The 4,921-nt window shown below is 69.5% G+C and carries 3 protein-coding genes; 1 reads left to right on the forward strand and 2 read right to left on the reverse strand.

Going from position 1 to position 4,921, the window contains the following annotated elements; all coding sequences use genetic code 11:
* Both xdhB and xdhA read right to left on the reverse strand, forming a co-directional pair.
* Positions 1-2,475 (reverse strand): xanthine dehydrogenase molybdopterin binding subunit (xdhB, locus tag DK254_RS23905; protein ID WP_109935844.1); only part of this gene is annotated, 2,475 nt, incomplete at its 3' end.
* Positions 2,468-3,892: a xanthine dehydrogenase small subunit gene (xdhA, locus tag DK254_RS23910; protein WP_109935767.1), complete on the reverse strand. Its 1,425-nt coding sequence runs from the start codon at positions 3,890-3,892 to the stop codon at positions 2,468-2,470. The genes xdhB and xdhA, both read right to left, overlap by 8 nt.
* A 434-nt stretch (positions 3,893-4,326) precedes the next feature.
* Here xdhA and ahpC point away from each other — a divergent pair, with 434 nt between their 5' ends.
* Complete coding sequence (gene ahpC / locus DK254_RS23915) at positions 4,327-4,890, forward strand: alkyl hydroperoxide reductase subunit C (RefSeq protein ID WP_037016170.1); 564 nt, start codon at positions 4,327-4,329, stop codon at positions 4,888-4,890.
* The last annotated feature ends 31 nt before the right edge of the window (positions 4,891-4,921 follow it).

Consider the following 4,921-nt stretch of genomic DNA (forward strand, 5'->3'; position numbering starts at 1 on the left):
GGCGTGCGAGGGAAGTTCGGGAGTCATCCTGTTATCCACAATATCCGGCTGACTCCGTTGCCGAGTCTCGCTCGGGACGGTCCCCTCTCCCTCCGGGAGAGGGCTAGGGTGAGGGCATAACGCGTCTTCCAGCGAACTATCCACAGCCCACCCCTTCAACGCTTCGCAGGCCCACAACACCCGCTCCGGCGTCGCCGGGGTATCCAGCGCCGGGCTCACCCGGTAGTCCGCCAGGCTGGCGATGGCGTCGCGCAGGGCCGACCACACCGAGATGGCCAGCATGAACGGCGGCTCGCCCACCGCCTTGGACAGGTACACGCTGTCCTCCTCGTTGGGCCGGTCGAACAGGGCCACGCGGAAGTCCTCGGGCACGTCGCTCGCCGCCGGGATCTTGTAGGTCGCCGGCCCCGTGGTGAGCAGCCGGCCCCTGGCGTCCCACTTCAGTTCCTCGCAGGTCAGCCAGCCCATGCCCTGGACGAAGCCGCCCTCGATCTGGCCGATGTCGATGGCCGGGTTGAGGCTGCGGCCGACGTCGTGGAGGATGTCCACCCGCAACAGGCGGTACTCGCCGGTCAGGGTGTCCACTTCCACCTCGGACACCGCCGCGCCGTAGGCGAAGTAGAAGAACGGGTGGCCCTGGCCGGTGGCGCGGTCGTAGTGGATCTTCGGCGTGCGGTAGAAGCCGGTGGCGGACAACTGCACCCGTGCGAAGTAGGCGGCCTGCACCACCTCGGCGAAGTCCAGCGCCTTGTCGCGGACCTGCACCTGGCCGTGGGCGAAGCGCACCTCCTGCTGCGCCACGCCCTCGCGCGCGGCGAGGAATTCCGCCAGCCGCGCCTTGAGCGTGCGGGCCGCGTCGCGGGCGGCCATGCCGTTCAGGTCGGTGCCGCTGGAAGCTGCGGTGGGCGAGGTGTTGGGAACCTTGTCGGTGCGCGTGGCGGTGATGGTCACGCGCTCAAGGGGCACCTGGAATTCCTCGGCGACTATCTGCGCCACCTTGACGTTCAGGCCCTGGCCCATCTCGGTGCCGCCATGGTTCAGCTGGATGCTGCCGTCGGTGTACAGGTGGATGAGCGCGCCGGCCTGGTTCAGGTGCTGGGCGGTGAAGCTGATGCCGAACTTCACCGGGGTCAGCGCCAGGCCGCGCTTGAGCACCGGGCTGGCGGCGTTGGCGGCGGTGATGGCGGCGCGGCGGGCGCGGTAGTCGCTGCTGGCTTCCAGGCGCTCGATCAGCTCGCCCAGCAGGTTGTGCTCCACGCGCTGGTGGTAGGGCGTGAGGTCGCGGCCGCTGCCGCCGTAGAGGTTGAGCTTGCGCACGTCCAGCGGGTCCTGGCCGACGGCGCGGGCGATGTCGTCCATGGCGCGTTCGATCAGCATCATCCCCTGGGGCCCGCCGAAGCCGCGGAAGGCCGTGTGCGAGACGACGTTGGTGAAGCTGCGGTAGCCGGCGATGGTCACGTCGGGGATGAAGTAGGCGTTGTCGGCGTGGAACATCGCGCGGTCGACGATGGCGTCGGAGAGGTCCGGCGAGTGGCCGCAGTCGCCCACCACTTCCAGTTGCGCGGCGAGCAGCCGGCCCTCGGCGTCGAAGCCGACCTGGTAGCGGTTGTGGAAGGGGTGGCGCTTGCCGGTGGCGCGCATGTCCTCGGCGCGCGGCAGGCGCAGCTTAACCGCGCGTCCGGTGCGCGCAGCCAGCAGCGCGGCCAGGCAGGCCCAGGGCGCGGCCTGGGTTTCCTTGCCGCCGAAGCCGCCGCCCATGCGCCGCACTTCCACGGTGACCCTGGCCAGGGGCATGGCCAGCACCTCGGCCACCAGCTTCTGCACCTCGCTGGGGTGCTGGCTGGAGGTGAACACGAACATGCCGCCATCGTCGGTGGGCACGGCCATGGACACCTGGCCTTCGAGGTAGAAATGCTCCTGGCCGCCGACGAACTGGCTGGCCTGCAGTACGTAGGGCGCGGCGGCCAGGCCGTGCCCGGCGTCGCCGCGGCGCATGAAGTGCGGCGGGCGTACGAAGCGTTCCTCGGCCTTGGCCCGCAGCGGGTCGAGCAGCGGCGTTTCCTCGGCGTATTCGACCTTCGCCAGGCGCACGGCGCGGCGGGCCTGCAGCTGGGTTTCCGCCGCCACGGCGAACAGTGCCTGGCCGTGGTACTTCACCCGCTCGCCGGCCAGCAGCGGGTCGCCGGGGAAGACCGGGCCGATGTCGGTGTGGCCGGGCACCTCGTCCAGGGTCAGCACGGCGACCACGCCGGGGGCGTTGCGCACAGCCGTCAGGTCCAGGCTGTGGATAACCCCGCAGGCGATGTTCGTGAGGCCGACGGCGGCGTGCAGCAGGTCGCGGGGTTCCTTGATGTCGTCGACGTAGCGCGCCGCTCCGCTGACGTGCAGCTCGGCGCTGTCGTGGGGCCGGGCCTGGCCGGCGCTGCGGGCTTCGCTGGCGCCGCCGTTGGCGGCCAGGGGAGGCAGGCTACGCATGGCGCACCTCCGCGGGGGTTGCGGTGTATTCCACTAATGCGCGCTGCAGCAGGTTCTGCGCCACCTTCAGGCGATAGGCGGCGCTGGCGCGCAGGTCGTCGATGGGCTGGAAGTCCTCGGCCAGGGCGGCCTGGGCCGCGGCCACGGCGGCGGCGTCGAACGCCCGGCCAGCCAGCGCGGCTTCCGTGCGCCGGCCGCGCAACGGGGTGGCGGCCATGCCGCCGCAGGCCAGGCGCGCCTCGCGCACCCGGCCCTGCTCGTCGAAGTCCAGGCGCAGGGCCAGGCACAGGGCGGAGATGTCGTCGTCACGGCGCTTGGATATCTTGTCCACACGCAACGACTGGCCCTCGCCCAGCCTGGGGATAACTACCGCCTCGATATATTCGCCCGGCTGCAGGATGCTCTGCCGGTAGCCGGTGAAGAAGCCATCGATGGGCACTTCGCGCATCTGCCCGGCGCGCCGCAGGCGCAGGCGGGCGTCCAGGGCCAGCAGCACCGGCGGCATGTCGCCGATGGGTGAGGCGTTGGCGATGTTGCCGCCCAGGGTGCCGCGCTGGCGGATCTGCAGCGAGCCCAGGCGCTCCAGCAGCGCGGGCACGCCGGGGAAGGCGCGCAGCGCGTCCTGGCAGTCGGCGTAGGGCCGCGCGGCGCCGATCAGCAGGTACCCGGGGTGTTCCTCCAGGCGCCGCAGCTCGGCCACGCGCTCCAGGTGGATCAGCTGCGGGAAGCCCTTCAGCGCCTGGGTCGCTTCCAGGGCCAGGTCGGTGGCGCCGGCCACCAGCCGTGCGTGTGGATAATCCATCAACAGCCGGTCCAGTTCCTCCAGCGAGGTGGGCAGCCAGGCATGCTGCTCGCCGTTGTCGAGGCTGGCGCCGGCGGGCAGGGCGCGCAGGCGCCCGGCGGTAGCGCGTTCGGCGGCGGCGAAGCGATCGCCCCGGGCTTCGCCGGCGATGCGCCGGGCGGCTTCGAGGATCGGCCGGTAGCCGGTGCAGCGGCACAGGTTGCCGGACAGGGCCGTCAGCGCGCTCTCGCGGTCATGGGCGCAGGCCGCATGGCGCCAGGCGAACAGCGACATGACGATGCCCGGCGTGCAGAAGCCGCATTGCGCGCCGTGGCAGTCCACCATGGCCTGTTGCACCGGGTGCAGGCGGTCGCCATCGGCGAGGTTCTCCACCGTCAGCAACTGGCGGCCGTGCAGCGAGCCCAGCGGGGTGATGCAGGCGTTCACCGCGCGGTAGCGCAGGCCGTCGCCCTCGGGTTCGGCCAGCACCAGGGTGCAGGCCCCGCAGTCGCCGGAGGCGCAGCCTTCCTTGGTGCCGGTGCGCCCCAGCCGGGTGCGCAGGTACTCGAGCAGGCTCGTTTCCGGTGCCAGGCCGTCCACCTGGCGCAGTTCGTCGTCGAGCAGGAACTGGATCATGCGAAACCTCGCTGGCGCGCGCCGGACCGGCTGCCGGGAGGCGGGCCCGACGCGGCGCTGAAGCTGTCCATGTGGTCAGCTGGTGCACGAACTCTGCCAGCCGAAAGGGCTGCTCTCTAAGCAAAGCATAGCTCGCGGCGCCTGTTGACCAGCCGGCCAGGAAAGCGCCCCGGCTCCACCTCCGCCGGCCGGCGCGGGCACGTCCGGCACGGGCATTGAACGGTGGTGTCACGCGCTGGTCTTGAGCAGGGTGCAGGATGGAGGAGGGCCCGCTCATCGATAGCGAAGCTCTTCCTTTTATAGTTCCGCTGATAGAGAAAGCCAATTTGTTTGATGGCCTAAATCAATGGGCCAAGCGGGCTAATAGCGGATAATCTTGCCCACGTCGAATTTCATAACCAATTCGATCAACCCATCTCTACGAGGAATGCCGAATGAACCTGATCAACACCCAAGTCCAACCGTTCAAGGTCAACGCCTTCCACAACGGCAAGTTCATCGAAGTCACCGAGCAGTCCCTGAAGGGCAAGTGGTCGGTCCTGATCTTCATGCCGGCAGCCTTCACCTTCAACTGCCCGACCGAGATCGAAGACGCCGCCAACAACTACGCTGCCTTCCGTGACGCTGGTACCGAAGTCTACATCGTGACCACCGACACCCACTTCTCCCACAAGGTCTGGCACGAAACCTCCCCGGCCGTGGGCAAGGCCCAGTTCCCGCTGATCGGCGACCCGACCCACCAGCTGACCAACGCCTTCGGCGTGCACATCCCGGAAGAAGGCCTGGCCCTGCGCGGCACCTTCGTGATCAACCCGGAAGGCGTGATCAAGACCGTCGAAATCCACTCCAACGAGATCGCTCGTGACGTCGGCGAGACCCTGCGCAAGCTGAAAGCCGCCCAGTACACCGCTGCCCACCCGGGCGAAGTCTGCCCGGCCAAGTGGAAGGAAGGCGAGAAGACCCTGGCCCCGTCCCTGGACCTGGTCGGCAAGATCTAAGCAACACCCCTCCCCGGCGGACGGCCCCCAC

Origin of the sequence: Pseudomonas sp. RW407 (genome assembly GCF_003176655.1) — a bacterium.
In the GTDB taxonomy this organism is placed as follows: domain Bacteria; phylum Pseudomonadota; class Gammaproteobacteria; order Pseudomonadales; family Pseudomonadaceae; genus Pseudomonas; species Pseudomonas delhiensis.